This is a genomic window from Paraburkholderia graminis C4D1M, assembly GCF_000172415.1.
Taxonomy (GTDB): domain Bacteria; phylum Pseudomonadota; class Gammaproteobacteria; order Burkholderiales; family Burkholderiaceae; genus Paraburkholderia; species Paraburkholderia graminis.
The window spans coordinates 96,869-109,828 of sequence record NZ_ABLD01000010.1 but is presented as its reverse complement, the minus strand read 5'-3'; the positions used below and the strand labels follow the sequence as shown (position 1 = coordinate 109,828).

The 12,960-nt window shown below is 65.1% G+C and carries 12 protein-coding genes; all 12 read right to left on the bottom strand.

Features of this window, described 5'->3' with window-relative positions; genetic code table 11:
• Window positions 1-4 precede the first annotated feature (4 nt).
• From BGRAMDRAFT_RS17875 to BGRAMDRAFT_RS17820, 12 genes are read right to left on the bottom strand one after another with little or no spacing between them, the layout of a single operon-like run.
• Entirely contained in the window at window positions 5-1,201 is a 1,197-nt protein-coding gene (locus tag BGRAMDRAFT_RS17875; protein WP_006050204.1) for a beta-ketoacyl-[acyl-carrier-protein] synthase family protein, read from the bottom strand.
• Window positions 1,198-3,663, bottom strand: a complete 2,466-nt coding sequence (locus tag BGRAMDRAFT_RS17870) for an MMPL family transporter (RefSeq protein WP_006050203.1) — start codon at window positions 3,661-3,663, stop codon at window positions 1,198-1,200. Before BGRAMDRAFT_RS17870 ends, BGRAMDRAFT_RS17875 begins: the two co-directional genes overlap by 4 nt.
• Window positions 3,663-4,343 (bottom strand): outer membrane lipoprotein carrier protein LolA, encoded by a 681-nt coding sequence (locus tag BGRAMDRAFT_RS17865; RefSeq protein ID WP_006050202.1) that lies wholly within the window; start codon window positions 4,341-4,343, stop codon window positions 3,663-3,665. The genes BGRAMDRAFT_RS17870 and BGRAMDRAFT_RS17865 overlap by 1 nt, the downstream gene beginning before the upstream one ends.
• On the bottom strand, window positions 4,331-4,762 hold the full coding sequence (locus tag BGRAMDRAFT_RS17860) for an acyl-CoA thioesterase (protein ID WP_006050201.1): 432 nt from the start codon (window positions 4,760-4,762) through the stop codon (window positions 4,331-4,333). Before BGRAMDRAFT_RS17860 ends, BGRAMDRAFT_RS17865 begins: the two co-directional genes overlap by 13 nt.
• On the bottom strand, window positions 4,759-6,372 hold the full coding sequence (locus tag BGRAMDRAFT_RS17855) for an HAL/PAL/TAL family ammonia-lyase (protein ID WP_006050200.1): 1,614 nt from the start codon (window positions 6,370-6,372) through the stop codon (window positions 4,759-4,761). Before BGRAMDRAFT_RS17855 ends, BGRAMDRAFT_RS17860 begins: the two co-directional genes overlap by 4 nt.
• Window positions 6,359-8,083 carry a glycosyltransferase family 2 protein gene (locus BGRAMDRAFT_RS17850; protein WP_006050199.1) on the bottom strand — a complete coding sequence of 575 codons (1,725 nt, stop codon included), beginning with the start codon at window positions 8,081-8,083 and terminating at the stop codon, window positions 6,359-6,361. Before BGRAMDRAFT_RS17850 ends, BGRAMDRAFT_RS17855 begins: the two co-directional genes overlap by 14 nt.
• Window positions 8,083-9,789: an AMP-binding protein gene (locus tag BGRAMDRAFT_RS17845; protein ID WP_006050198.1), complete on the bottom strand. Its 1,707-nt coding sequence runs from the start codon at window positions 9,787-9,789 to the stop codon at window positions 8,083-8,085. The genes BGRAMDRAFT_RS17850 and BGRAMDRAFT_RS17845 overlap by 1 nt, the downstream gene beginning before the upstream one ends.
• Window positions 9,789-10,451 carry a COG4648 family protein gene (locus BGRAMDRAFT_RS17840; protein WP_006050197.1) on the bottom strand — a complete coding sequence of 221 codons (663 nt, stop codon included), beginning with the start codon at window positions 10,449-10,451 and terminating at the stop codon, window positions 9,789-9,791. The genes BGRAMDRAFT_RS17845 and BGRAMDRAFT_RS17840 overlap by 1 nt, the downstream gene beginning before the upstream one ends.
• Window positions 10,451-10,708 carry an acyl carrier protein gene (locus tag BGRAMDRAFT_RS17835; RefSeq protein WP_006050196.1) on the bottom strand — a complete coding sequence of 86 codons (258 nt, stop codon included), beginning with the start codon at window positions 10,706-10,708 and terminating at the stop codon, window positions 10,451-10,453. The genes BGRAMDRAFT_RS17840 and BGRAMDRAFT_RS17835 overlap by 1 nt, the downstream gene beginning before the upstream one ends.
• Complete coding sequence (locus BGRAMDRAFT_RS17830; protein ID WP_006050195.1) at window positions 10,705-11,004, bottom strand: phosphopantetheine-binding protein; 300 nt, start codon at window positions 11,002-11,004, stop codon at window positions 10,705-10,707. Before BGRAMDRAFT_RS17830 ends, BGRAMDRAFT_RS17835 begins: the two co-directional genes overlap by 4 nt.
• Window positions 10,979-11,773 carry a lysophospholipid acyltransferase family protein gene (locus tag BGRAMDRAFT_RS17825; RefSeq protein ID WP_006050194.1) on the bottom strand — a complete coding sequence of 265 codons (795 nt, stop codon included), beginning with the start codon at window positions 11,771-11,773 and terminating at the stop codon, window positions 10,979-10,981. Before BGRAMDRAFT_RS17825 ends, BGRAMDRAFT_RS17830 begins: the two co-directional genes overlap by 26 nt.
• A complete protein-coding gene (locus tag BGRAMDRAFT_RS17820; RefSeq protein ID WP_006050193.1) occupies window positions 11,757-12,458 on the bottom strand; it encodes a beta-ketoacyl synthase chain length factor in 702 nt (233 codons plus the stop codon). The genes BGRAMDRAFT_RS17825 and BGRAMDRAFT_RS17820 overlap by 17 nt, the downstream gene beginning before the upstream one ends.
• Window positions 12,459-12,960 lie beyond the last annotated feature (502 nt).

Genomic DNA, 12,960 nt, shown 5'->3' with positions numbered 1-12,960 from the left:
GCGCTCATCCTGCAAGAATCAGGCTGACGTTGCTGCCGCCGAATGCAAACGAGTTGCTCATCGCGTATCGGGTGCCTCCCTGCGTGGCCGCCTCGCGCGGCAAGAAACGTTCGGTTTCCACGAGGTCGAGCGCGGGCAGCGCCGGGTCGGCCTCGCCGTCCCACAGATGGCGCGGCAGCGCAACGTCCTGACGCGCGAGCGTGAGCCACACGAAGCCAAGCTCCGTCGCGCCCGCGGCGCCCAGTTGATGACCGGTCAGCGGCTTTGTGCCGCTCGTCGCGACACCTTCGGGAAAGACGCGCGACATCAGGCTCGCTTCCATCTCGTCGTTCTTGCGCGTCGCCGTGGCGTGCAGATTCACATAGCCGATAGACGACGGCGCAATGCCCGCATCGGCCAGCGCCTCGCGCAACGCGAGTTCGCCGCCCACGCCTTGCGGATCGGGCGACGAAATGTGATGCGCGTCGCTCGATTCGCCGACGCCCGCAAGACGCACCGCCGCTTCGTCGCGGCTCATCAGGAACACGGCTGCGCCTTCGCCGACATTGATGCCGCAGCGATTGCGGCTCATCGGATTGCTGCGCGCGCTGCTCGTCGATTCGAGCGACGCAAAGCCTTGCACCGTGAGCTCGCATAACGAATCGACGCCGCCCACCACGACCGCGTCGCATAGTTGCAACTGCAACAAGCGCCGCGCCGATGCGAACGCCTTCGCGCTCGACGTGCAGGCGGTCGAGATCGTATACGCCGGCCCTTTCACCCCGAGCGCCGCGGCCGCGAACGGCGCGGCCGTGCCGATCTCCATCTGCCGGTAATTGAAGCTCGACGGCAGCGCGCCCGCTTGTGCCTGATAGACGAACGCGGCTTCGGCCGCTTCGATGCCCGACGTGCTCGTGCCGAGCACCACGCCGATTCGATGCGCGCCATAGCGCTCGCGCGCTGCGTCGACGGCAGGCGCGATCTGCGCAAGCGCCGCGAGCAGCAAGCGGTTGTTACGGCAGTCGTAGCGCGCAAGATCCGCGGACGGCGCGAGTTCGAGCGGCGTCACGACGCTGCCGACAAACGCGTCGCCGATACCCGTGTGCACGCTTGCCATGCCGCGCGCGTCGCCCACCGCGAGCGCCGGCACGATGCTGTCGAGGTCGCCGCCGAGCGCGTTGATCATGCCGAGCGCGTGCAAATAAACTGATGGCGCTTTCATGCGGCCCTCCTTGTTTCCGATGGCATGCCGATCGGTGCAAGCAGCACCGATACCGCAATGCCGAGCGCGAGCGTCGCGCCGAAGCTCTTCAACGCGGGCATCGCGCTCATGCCGAGCATGCCGAACGACAGCAGCGTGGTCGCCGCCGACAACAACACGCCGGTCCACACCGCGCCGAGGTCGGCGTCCGCGCGCAGGCATCCTTCGCGCAGAAACACCGCGTAGTTTGCGCCCACGCCGAGCACGAGCATCAGCGCAAGCCAGTTGAACAGATTGAGCGGCACCCGCGCATAACCGAATGCGGCGAGCGTGACGCCGACAGCGAGCAGCACCGGCAACGTCACCGCGACGCCGCCGCGCACGCGCTCAAGCAGAGAGACTGCGCCGCCTGCATTCGGTGAGACACAGCGACGCGCAGCGTAACGCACGATCAGCAGAACCAGAACGAGCGTCAGCGCGCCGCCGAGCCACCAGCCGCTATCCACGCGATACGCGCCGAACAGCTTCGACACGCTCGCGGCTTTGTCGACGAACGCGACACCCGGCAGCGCCTGCGCGATGGCGATCAACGCGGACTCGTTGCGCGGCGTCACGCCTTGCGGAATCACGACGGCCGCATACGCATGGCTCGCCGCGTCGACCTGACCGAGCCACAAATGCCGATACGGTTGCGACCACGGCGCGGCGAGCCATGAGTCGATACTCAACAGCGCTTGCCGCTTCGCTTGAGCCGCGATCCACGCATCGGCGACTTCGTCTTTGAAGCCTGCTTGCAGCAGCGTCGCGCGCAACGCGGCGGGGTCGTTAAACAGATGTTGCGCGAGCAACGCACGGTCTTCATTCTGCCGACGCGCGGACGGCACGAATTGCGCAACCGACTGATAACCGCCCGTCTTGTCCGCCGTGCCGTTCAACGCGTCGAGTTTCGCGCCGAGCGCTTCGGCCCGCTGCAACACGACGTCCGCCGTCGCGCCGCGCACGACGAAAAACTGCGCGCTGTTATCCACGCCGACCGCTTCGCGCACCTTGTCTTCCTGCGCGACGAGCGACGCATCGCGCTGGATCAGCAGATGGATGTCGTCGTCGCTCGTGAGGCGCAGCCAGCCAGGAATCGCGGCAATCAGCAGCAGCGCGGCGACGAACCACGCGCGCTTGCCGCCGATCATGCGATGCCACACGCCGAGCAGGCGCGCGGCGCGCTCGAACAGACGCCGCGGGCTGCGCTTCGGCGCGTGCGGCAGCAACGCCGGCAACAGCCACATCACCGAAGCGAACGCCGTCACGATGCCCGCCATTGCAAAGCACGCGATCTGCTTGAGCGCGGGAAACGGCACCCATGTCAGGATCGCGTAGCCGAGCAGGCTTGTGGCCAGCGCGACGCTCAACGCGGGACGCACCGCGCGTGCGCCGCGCCGCGCATCCCAGTCTCGCCCCGCGCCGAGATAGACGACGAAATACTGAATCGAATAATCGACGGCTTCGCCGATCAGGCTCGCGCCGAACACGAGCGTCAGCAGATGCAGCTTGCCGAATACGAGCAACGTGACCGCAAGCGCGCAGACAATGCCGAGCGCGGTCGAGACGAAACCGAGCAGCAGCAGGCGCGGCGAGCGGAACACCCACATCATCAGCAACGCAATGCCGACGAGCGACGCAATGCCGATCGCGTGCACTTCGCGCTCCGATGCGCTGCGCGCCGATTCGGCGTAGAACACGGCGCCGGTGCGCGCCACCGACACATCGGGGAACGCGTGCTTCAGCGCGCTTTCGCCTTGCGCCAACGCGCCGAGCACCGCGTGCTGCGTCTTCGTTTCATAGGCCGAGCCGGGCAGCGTCGCGACGATCAGCACGCTTGTCGCATTGCCTCGATGCGAGACGAGCAGACCGTCCTCGAGTTCGAGGTTCGACGTGGCAAGCGGCAGATTGCCGAGCCAATGTTCGAGCCAGCCGAACGGGTCGTCCGATAGCGACGTGGTGAGTCCGCCGCGCAGCGGACTGTAGATGCGCTGAGCCAGCGCATCGCGCAGCGTCGAATCCGCTGCGTTCCCGCCGGCGATTGCCGCACGATCGGCAGGCGTCAGCAAGCCGAAGCGATACGGCATGTACAACGCCGCGATTTGCGACAGATCGAACGGCGGCAATTCCGCCGTCACCGAAGCGAATGCGCCGCTTGTCCGCAGCGATGCGCCGAGCTGTTTCGCCGCCGCTTTCGCGTGCGCGTCGTCGTGACTCGTGACGAGAAAAACGGTGCGGTCGCCGAGCGCGCTCGCGAGCATATCGACGGCTTTTTCCGCGACGGGGTCCGCTTCGGTCGCGGGCAACAGCGCGAGCAAATTGGTCTGCAACGGTGACGGTCCCGCGAAACGCCAGCCGCAATACAGCGCTGCGACGAGCGCGAGCGCGAGCCACGCGGCGCGCACGCCCCATGTCTGTCTCGCGGATCTGTGTCGCAGCAAATCCATTACGGCGTCCCGAACAGGCTGCGTTCGGCCGGCGCGAGTTCGCTCACCGCCTCGCTTTTACTGAACTCGAGTTGCGTCGTATCGCCGTTGGCAAGCGCAATGCGCAGGTTCTGCAGATAATCGCCGCCGCTCATCTGCAAGCCTTTGATGGACTGCGCGATTTGCGGCTGGTTCGGCGTGAGCTGCATGCGCCAGTGCGTGGGGCTGCCTTCGGCCTCTACGTCGAATTGCGAATACAGTGCGGACAGATCGCCGCCGAGCATCGCGCGCATCATCTTCGAGACTTGCGCGACGCCGCGCGTGCCCTGCGCGCTGTGCGCGGTGACACGCTGACCGTTGGCGTTGACTTCGGCGACGCCTGCATCGGTAATCACATACGTGGCTTTGTACGGCGTCGCGATTTGCCAGATCACGCCGCGCTCGCGCACGAACAGCAGCGAGCCCGTGCTGACGAGCGGCTGCTTCATCGCGGCGAGTGTCTGCGTCTGCGTGAACTGCGCGCGCACGCCCTTGGCCGCGGCAAGGTGCGATGCGATCTGCGAGACGAGTGCGGGGTTGCCGTCCGCGGATGCTGCCGAAGCCGGCGATGCGGCCACGCTGAATGCGCCCGAAAGCGCGAGAGCGCATAGCGCGTTGCATAGCGCTTTGCTTAGTCGCCCGTAGCAATTCATGCTGCCCATACGCGCTCCAGTTTTTCGAACACGACGGGCGGCGACACGAATTGCAATTCCTGCGTCGCGGCATCGACAGCCACCTGAATCGTGTAGCCCTTCGTGAGCCGCGCGCCCGACGCGCAATCGACGATTTCATAGCCTATTTTCAGGCGGTTTTCGTGTTCGAGCAGTTGCGCGCGCACGTCGAGTTTCTGGCCGTAGGTTGCCGGACGCACGTACTTCAAGTGCGCTTCGACAATCGGCCACAGATAACCCGACGCCTGCATTTCGCGGTAGTCGTAATCGAACGCGCGCAACAGCGCCGCACGGCCGATCTCGAAGTACTTCAGATAATGGCCGTGCCAGCACACGTTCATCGCGTCGACGTCGTGAAACGGCACTTCGACCGTCGCGCTCGCGCTCAATACCTTGCGGGCGGCGCTCATGCTTCTGAGCCTCCGCGATAGTCGTGCAGCAACTCGCATGCGGCGATGCGCGCGGTCAGTGCGCGCAGGTCGGATTCGAGCGCGCGGTCTTCGTCGACGAAAGGCGATTGTGCGCCGACGTTTTCCACGAACGTTTGCAACGGCGCGGGCACCGGCGTCGCACTGTCGATTCGCAGGCGCAACTGCGCCGCCTGCACGGTGGCAAGCGTATGCGCGGCCGCGACCTGCTCGGTCAATTCGAGCACACGCAGGCAGTCGCGCGCGGCGATCGTGCCCATGCTGACCTTGTCCTGATTGTGAGCTTCGGTCGAACGCGAAAACACGCTGGCGGGCATCGTGTTCTTCAGCGCCTCCGCCGTCCACGCGGACGACGAAATCTGCACGGCCTTGAAGCCGTGATTGATGGCCGCACGCGCGGGCGCTGCGCCGCTCAGGTTGCGCGGCAAACCGTTGTTGAAGTTCACGTCGACGAGCAGCGCCAGTTGCCGGTCCATCAGGTCGGCGAGATTCGCGACGGCCACTTTCAGCGAGTCCATCGCGAACGCAATATGGCCGCCGTAGAAGTTGCCGCCATGCAAAACACGTTCGTTGTCGGGGTCGATCAGCGGGTTGTCGTTCGCGCTGTTCAATTCGTTTTCGATGTCGCGGCGCACCCAGCTCAGCGCATCGCGCCCGACGCCGATCACATGCGGCGCGCAGCGAATCGAATAGCGGTCCTGCAAGCGATGACCCGGCGTATCGTCGCGTCCTTCGAGATCGGCGCGAATCCAGGCGGCGGCTTCGGCCTGGCCCGCATGCGGCTTCACTTCGAAGAGCGTCGCGTCGAAATGCGCGGCGCGGCCGTCGAGCGCGACGGTGCACAGCGCGGTCAGGCGCGCGGCGAGCCGCGTCAGATGATCCGCGCGCGCGAACGCGAGACACGCGAGTCCGGTCATGACTGCCGTGCCGTTCATCAGCGCGAGGCCTTCCTTGGGCGCGAGCGTGAGCGGCGTGTGTCCGAGTTCGCTCCACACTTCGCGCACGTCGCGCAGACGTCCTTCGAACATGACTTCGCGTTCGCCCGCGAGTGCGGCGGCGACATATGAAAGCGGCGTGAGATCGCCGCTCGCGCCGACCGATCCTTCGGCCGGAATACGCGGCAGCACGCGATGATTGACGAGGTCCGCGAGACGTTCGAGCAGCACGGGGCGCACGCCCGAAAAACCATACGCGAGCGAGTTCAGACGCGCGGCGATGACGGCAAGCGTCTCGCCGTCGTCGAGATAGCGGCCCATGCCGCAGCCGTGATAACGCGTGAGTTGCAGCGGCAAGGCTTCGACGAGTTCCATCGGCACATCGACCACGCAGGCGTCGCCGTAACCGGTGTTGACGCCGTAGACCGTCGCGCCCGCCGCGAGATGGCGGCGCAGGAAATCCGCGCCGCGTTGAATGCGCGCGCGCCACTCGGGGTCCGTATTCAATGCGACCGGCGCGCGATGCTGCGCGATCGCGACGACGTCCTCGATAGTCAGCTTGCGTGCGCCGATCACCACCGGAGCCGCGTTGCCGCCGCGATTTGAAACCGCTTGCACGCCGGCATCCGGCGCGTCGATCAGATCATGTTCGGCCATTCGCGCCTCGCTTGGGGCTGGCCCAGAAATCGAAGAAGTTGAACCATTGATAAGGTGCCTTGCGGCAATAATGTTCGAGACGCGCGGCATAACGCTGCGCCCACGCCGCGAGATGCTGCGTGCGTTCGCGCCGCGGCAACTCGATGCGCTCCGCGAACGGCTCGAAGTAAAGACGATAACCGCCCTGCTCTTTCAGGCAGAAGAACAGATACACCGGACAACCGAGCGCATGCGCGAGCACGTAGGGGCCCTGCGCGAAAGGCGCATCGGCGCCGAGAAAGCGCGCCTGGGTGGTGCGGCCCGCTTCGTGCGCAGGCACGCGGTCGCCGACAATCACGAGCAGTTCGCCGGCGTCGACACGCTGCTGCATCAGCATCGCCGTTTCAGGCCCGAAGTCCGCGACTTCGAGCAGATGCCGCGCGAACTCGCTGTTCGCCGACGCGAGCACGCTATTGAAGCGCCGCGCATGTTCCGTATAGACGACGGCCGTGACTTTCGCGTAGGCGCCCTGCGCGGCGAGCGCACGCGTCATCTCCAGATTGCCGAGATGCGCGCCGATCACGAGCGCGCCCTTGCCGCTCGCGACCAATGCTTCGAACGCCGAAGGATCTTCGAACTTGACGTCGGCATTGTTGACGCGGCCGGACCACGCGGCGAGCTTGTCGAAGCCCGATTGCGCGAACGCCAGCATGTGTCGATACGCGGACAGCCAGCCGGGTCGCGGCGTCTCGCCATGCGGCGCGGCCTCGCGCAAACGCGTGAAGTAATTGGCCGAGGCCTCGCGCGCGGCACGTCCCGTCAGCAGAAAATACGCGACGATCGGATGCAGCCATAGCGCGGTGAAACGTCGGCCGAACAGCTTGCAACTGAGCGCGAGCAACGACATGCCGAGGTGACTGCCGCGCTCCGCGATACGCCACCAGTCCTGCGCGTTCGGCTCGCTTTGCACGTCCGCGAGCACCGCGCGGCGCGGCATGAACTTGTGCGCGACGAGCATCGGCAGACGCAGCAGCATGCCGCACACGAGCCGCGTGTGACTGCGGCTGATGCGCACGTTGTCCCACAGCACGTCGAAATGCGAGACGCCGTCACTTGCGTACGTGACGCGCGTGGGAATCGCGCGAAACGCGGCGCGCCGCCAATACAGGCGCACCAGAATCTCGATGTCGAAGTCCATCCGCGTGGGTAACTGCACGCTGTCGATCAACTCGCACGCGAGCCCAAGCGGATAGAGGCGAAAGCCGCACATCGAATCGCGGATGGTCAGCGACAGCGTTTCGATCCACACCCACACATGCGTCAGATAACGGCCGTAGAGGCGCGCTTTCGGCACGCTCTCGTCATACACCGGACGGCCCAGAATGACTGCGCCGGGTTCGGCGCGCGCGGCTTCGATGAAACGCGGCACGTCATTGGCGTCGTGCTGGCCGTCCGCGTCGATCTGCAATGCGTGCGTGTACTTCGCGTTGCGCGCGGCGCGCAGGCCCGCCATCACAGCCGCGCCTTTGCCGCCGTTGACCGGCAGACGCAGCAGCGAGACTTGCTGCACGTATTGCTGTGCAAGCTCGGCGAGCACCTGTTGGGTGGCTTCGTCGCTGCCGTCGTCGACGATGAAAATCGGCAAGCCGTGCACCGCGAGATGCGCGACGGTCGCGCCGATCGCTTCCTTGTGGTTGTAGATCGGGATCACGATGCAGGGAGCGAAATTCATCACGCGCTCTCCCGATAAACGATCACGCCCGATGCGCAATCGCGCTCGTTCACGCGGTACGCAAACTGCACGCGCTGACGCGCGCTATCGTGCGCGAGCGTGAGCTTCAACACCGAACCCGGCGACACCGGCGCCATGAACTTCAACCGGTCGACGGACGCGACGCTGTGCGCGCACGGCAGTTGTTCGGCGGCCAGACGCACCGCCCAATCGACTTGCACGACGCCCGGCAGAATCGGCAGTCCGGGAAAATGGCCGGCGAAATGAATCAGCGTGGGCGGCACGCGCAGTTCGTAGTGCAGCGTGTCGCCTGCGCGCGCTTCGGCGAGCAGCTCGAAACCTTCGGCGCGCGGCTCGAACGCCGCGGCAACCGCGGACACCGGCAGCTTGCCGCGCGCGTCGAACGGCAACGCGAGACGGAAGCGCCAATGGCGCGGCAACACGACCGCGTCGAAGTAGTCGGCGAGATGGCGACGCAGGTTTTGTGCGAGGACCACGCGGCCTTCGTCGCGCAAAGCGTCGTTGCCCGCTTCGGTTAACGCGACGACCGCGCCGACGCGCTCACGCGCGCCGCCTTCGAGCGGCGCGATTGCCGCTTGCATCACATACGGATGCAGCGCGAGACGCGCTTCGAGTTCCGGCAGCGACACACGCTTGCCGTCGAGCTTCAGCACGCGATCGAGACGGCCTTGCAAACGGAAACGGCCTTGCGCGTCGAACGTGATTTTGTCGTCGGTGCGATGCCAGCCGCTATGATCGAGATGCGGCGAGCGCACATTGAGCGCACCGTCTTCGTCGCAACGCACTTCGATGCCGGTCGTCGCTTGCCATGCATCGGTCTGGTCCTGACGACGCCATGCAATGCCGCCCGTTTCCGTGCTGCCGTAGATTTCGAGCGGCGCGGCGCCGTAAGCCGCCGCATATTGCTGCGCGGCTTCGAGCGCGAGCGGACCGCCCGACGAAAAAAACGCGCGCGGCGCGGGCGTCAATGCGGCGAAGCCTGGCAGCGCGGGCCAGCGCGACAACTGCGCGGGCGTCGATACGATCACGGCCGCGCCGCATTGCGCGATCTGCGTTTGCAGATGCAGCGGTTCAATGCTGATCTCGCGATCGAATGCGCGGCCGGCGGCAAGCGGCCACATCACGCGAAACAGCAGACCGTAGATATGGTGATGCGGCACGCTCGCGAGCATGGTTGCGTCGCCGACGAGCGCGCCCCACTGCTTCTCGAGCGTGTGCACTTCGGCGTTGAACTGCGCGAGCGTTTTGCGGATCGGCTTCGGACGGCCGCTGCTGCCCGAGGTGTAGAGCGTGAGCGGCGCTTGGGGGTCGATGTTTTTGTCGAGCGCGGACGCGGCTGCCTCGGCTTGCGCATCGGCTTGCGCATGCAACTGCAGCGTCGCGTCGGTCAGCACGACGTCGTACGCGTCGGCGAGATCGGCAAGATAGCCGGGCGTCGCGTTCGCCGGAATCACCGGCTCCTTGCCGCACGCGAAGAGCGCGAACAACGCGCACGCGAAATCGAACGGATCGTCGATACACAGTGCATAGCGTTGCGCCGCTTGCGATTGCACCAGCGCAACGAGCGCCGCGACGCGCGCGCGAAACGCGGCGCGATCGAGCAGCGCCGTGCGATCGCGGCAAACGGCAACGCGTGAAGCGGCGGCATCGAGCGGAATGGACAACAGGTCGTGCAACGCGATCATCACGCCGCCTCCGAACGCGCGGCTCGCGGCAGCACGACGAGATAGCGCCACACGACCTCGGCGATCAGCAGCACACCGATCAGCAGATAGGCAATCGCGCCGTTATACAGCGACCAGCTTGCGCGGCTCCAGTAGAGCGCGGTATACGCGGAAAAAGCACCGTTCAGTAGAAAGAACACACACCACACCTGAGTGACGCGCCGCGTGTGGCGCACTGCGCCCGGCGGCAAGTCGGGCTTGCCGAGGCGCGCAAATTTTTCGACCATCGACGGACCGCGCACGAGCGTCGCGCCGAACGCGATCAGGAGCCCGAGATTGACGAGCGACGGATAGAGGCGCAACAGCAGCTCGCTGTTGGTGAGCACGATGGCCGCCGACGCGCAGCTCAGCAAGCCGACCACGGTCCAGTCGATGGCGGAAAGACGCCGCAGCGAAGTCGCGACCGGACCGCTGCCTGCCCAGCGCTGCAGCCACAGAATCGCAAACAGCATGCAGCCGACGTAACGCGGCGTGTCCCAACGCCACGCGCACAGAATCAACGCGGGATACGCGAGCTTCACCAGCACTTGCACGACCGCCTTCAGCCAATGGCGTTCAGCCGCGGACGAAGCGCTTGCGGCGGGCTGATCGGCCGCCCGTGTGCGCGAACGCACTGCCGGCATCAGCCTTGAGCCGCCAGCAGCGATTCGACCGCGCCGATCACGTCGCCGACCGTGCGCACCGATTTGAACTCTTCCGGCTTGATGCGGCGCCCGGTCATTTCCTGGAGCTTGATCGCGAGATCGACCGCGTCGATGCTGTCCAGATCGAGGTCTTCGAACAGATGCGCGTCGGGTGTCACGCGCTCGGGCTCGATTGCGAAGTTCTCTTTAAAGATGGCGCGGATGCGTTCAAGAATCTCTGCCTCGGACACGGTCATTCCCCTTTGCTGTTGGTTTCGTTCGCGGCGTGCGCCGCTTCGCGCTGACTTGCCACCAGCGCGGCCAGCGTGCTGATGGAGCGAAAGTGCTCGCGCGTGCGGTCGTCGTTTGCCGCAATGGTCAATTGATATTGTTTGCGCAGCACGATGCCGATTTCCAGTGCGTCGATCGAATCGAGACCGATACCGTCGGTATCGAACAACGGTGCATCGTCGTCGATATCGGCGGGGCTCAGGTCTTCCAGATCGAGTGCCTCGATCAGAAGCTGCTTAATTTCCAGTTTTAAAGAATCCATAATCGAACAGGTGCCGGGTAATGTGTGCTTCGACGGCGCTCGTCACGCTGCGCGCAGCGAGAGCCGGTGTTGTGTCGTCTGCCGCGAGCCGCTCGACGCCGAGCGGCTCCAGCACGTTCACGCGCATGCGGAACGCTCGCGCCGGCACGTCGTACCAGCGCATCTGTTTCGTGAACGCGGGCGGATCGCAATCCATCAGCACCGGCACGATCGGCGCGTCCACCTTCAGCGCCATGTGCGCGAAGCCGCGCGAAAACGCATGCAGCCGGTTGCGCGCGGGACTGCGCGTGCCTTCGGGAAAAATGATCATCGTATAGCCTGCCGCGAGCTGCCTTGCGCCTGCTTCGACGAGCTCTGCGGGATCGGCGTTGCTCACGTATTCCGCCGAACGCACGATGCCCCAGAAACACGGGTTGCTCCAATGCGCGTTTTTCACGACGCAGCATGCGTGCGGCGTGAGCGAAAGCAGCACCATCACGTCGAGGTAGGTCGGGTGGTTGGCCACCACGATCGACGGACCGCGCGCGCGCAGCGCCTCGCCGCCCGACACTTCGAGCTTCATCACGCCGATCAGCTGCAACGCGCCGACGAGCGCGCGGAAAAACCAGTGGATGATGCTCGTCACCGCGAACTGCCGCGACGCACGATGCGGCCACAGCCACGCGAGCGGAAACACCAGCACCGAAAACAGCACGCCGCAGATGCCGAACACGACGAAAGCCATGCCCGTGGCGAAGAATCGCCACGTGTAGTCAAGCCGCGCGGTCATGCCACTCCCACTGCCAAAGGACGCCGGCGCCTTGCCAGGCCGCGGGCTCGCCGGTTTCAAGACAATGCAGCAGCGCCTGGCTTTGCGTGGCGAAGCGGGTTGCTGCGGGCTCCGAATCGTGCAGGCGCGGCGACGCGGACTGTGTACAGACCAGATGGCCGAGCGCCGTTTCGTTACTCAAGAGCAGCGCGATCGCGCCGCCCTGCACTTCATCGTCGATCGTTCCGTATGCGGGGTCGGCCGGTTCGTCGGCGTAGACCAGCAGGACCGGTGACGCCAATTGCGTTGCGTGTTGCGCATACGCCTCGAGCAGCGCATAACCGAGCGTTTCCGGGCCCGCCGAAATGGCGCTCGCCGCCGAGCGGTCGCCGCGCGCGATGCCGAACACGCCCGTCATCGCATTGAGCACCGAGAGGCTAAAGGCCGTCGGCGACACCGGCTCGCCGGAACTGATGGCGCGCAGAATCTCCGTGGTGCGGCGCAGTTCGCCGTGCCGCGACGCGAAGACGACGCGCGCCTCGTCGGCCCCGACGCAATCGTGCGCCACCTTCAGCGCGGCTTTCGAGAGCGTGCTGAGACGCCGCCGCACGATCGGTTCGATAAAACCGATGTCGGGTGCGGCGGTGGTGGCAGCAGGCCAGCTAGACCAGCGAGCGACCGGAATGGTCCAGTGCGGATCGGGCATATCGGTGTTCGCGCGTTGAAGCAAGGAGAGGCTGAAGCGCCTGACGGAATACGCAGCCGTCACAGCGTATGCGCGCCGCGCGGACCGGCAATTTCCAGCCGGGGGACAATCCAGACTTCTTTTGTAGGGTTCAGCGAATTAACGGCACTTTGGCCCGATTATTTAGGCCATTGACGATTGGCCGTGTAGTTTGGCTCAGGCTTCCTTAGTCGCCGGAATCATACTGAATATTCTGAATTAAATCAGCCACAAAAGACGTATCCATCTGTATCCGTCTCGCGTTTACGACGCTAATTTGAGCGCTATGGCGATTTGCAGAAATTTCCCATCTGGGCCTGGGAATATCCCTACATCTGTAGGTTTTTGGGAATTCGACTGTCAGTGGTCGCGTTCGCAAAGAGGATCCCGCGAATGCTTTCAATTAACTTTCTGCGACGACTGTTGCAGTCGAATACATGCGATCCGATTTCACGCGAATTCTGCTCCCGGCAGAACGGTCGCG

Coding starts and splice junctions, on each gene's coding strand:
- BGRAMDRAFT_RS17875 (WP_006050204.1), bottom strand. CDS start 1,201: ATGAAAGCGCCATCAGTTTATTTGCACGCGCTCGGCATGATCAACGCG.
- BGRAMDRAFT_RS17870 (WP_006050203.1), bottom strand. CDS start 3,663: ATGGATTTGCTGCGACACAGATCCGCGAGACAGACATGGGGCGTGCGC.
- BGRAMDRAFT_RS17865 (WP_006050202.1), bottom strand. CDS start 4,343: ATGGGCAGCATGAATTGCTACGGGCGACTAAGCAAAGCGCTATGCAAC.
- BGRAMDRAFT_RS17860 (WP_006050201.1), bottom strand. CDS start 4,762: ATGAGCGCCGCCCGCAAGGTATTGAGCGCGAGCGCGACGGTCGAAGTG.
- BGRAMDRAFT_RS17855 (WP_006050200.1), bottom strand. CDS start 6,372: ATGGCCGAACATGATCTGATCGACGCGCCGGATGCCGGCGTGCAAGCG.
- BGRAMDRAFT_RS17850 (WP_006050199.1), bottom strand. CDS start 8,083: ATGAATTTCGCTCCCTGCATCGTGATCCCGATCTACAACCACAAGGAA.
- BGRAMDRAFT_RS17845 (WP_006050198.1), bottom strand. CDS start 9,789: ATGATCGCGTTGCACGACCTGTTGTCCATTCCGCTCGATGCCGCCGCT.
- BGRAMDRAFT_RS17840 (WP_006050197.1), bottom strand. CDS start 10,451: ATGCCGGCAGTGCGTTCGCGCACACGGGCGGCCGATCAGCCCGCCGCA.
- BGRAMDRAFT_RS17835 (WP_006050196.1), bottom strand. CDS start 10,708: ATGACCGTGTCCGAGGCAGAGATTCTTGAACGCATCCGCGCCATCTTT.
- BGRAMDRAFT_RS17830 (WP_006050195.1), bottom strand. CDS start 11,004: ATGGATTCTTTAAAACTGGAAATTAAGCAGCTTCTGATCGAGGCACTC.
- BGRAMDRAFT_RS17825 (WP_006050194.1), bottom strand. CDS start 11,773: ATGACCGCGCGGCTTGACTACACGTGGCGATTCTTCGCCACGGGCATG.
- BGRAMDRAFT_RS17820 (WP_006050193.1), bottom strand. CDS start 12,458: ATGCCCGATCCGCACTGGACCATTCCGGTCGCTCGCTGGTCTAGCTGG.